Source organism: Paraburkholderia phymatum (assembly GCF_040965635.1).
In the GTDB taxonomy this organism is placed as follows: Bacteria; Pseudomonadota; Gammaproteobacteria; order Burkholderiales; family Burkholderiaceae; genus Paraburkholderia; species Paraburkholderia phymatum_B.
Genome location: NZ_JBFRCH010000176.1, coordinates 1 through 252 on the forward strand (window position 1 = coordinate 1; position 252 = coordinate 252).

Consider the following 252-nt stretch of genomic DNA (forward strand, 5'->3'; position numbering starts at 1 on the left):
TGGTCATGCCGACGCCCGACGGCGCAGATGAAAGCTGGGCGATGGACTTTGTTGCTGACGCGCTGGCGCACGGCCGACGCATTCGCATGTTGACCATCATCGACGCGTGGAACCGCGAGTGCCCACACATCGAGGTCGACTTCTCGCTCACGGGCGCTCGAGTCGCGCGCGTTCTGGAGCAGCTACGTCAGCGGGGACGGCGGCCTAATCTGATTCAGGTCGACAACGGGCCGGAGTTCGTCAGCAAGGCGC

At 64.7% G+C, this 252-nt stretch carries 1 protein-coding gene; it reads left to right on the plus strand.

Annotation, left to right across the window (positions count from 1 at the left end; translation table 11 throughout):
- Positions 1 to 41: 41 nt before the first annotated feature.
- The coding region (locus AB4Y32_RS40670) for a DDE-type integrase/transposase/recombinase (RefSeq protein WP_368726602.1) at positions 42 to 252 on the plus strand (211 nt) is incomplete at its 3' end.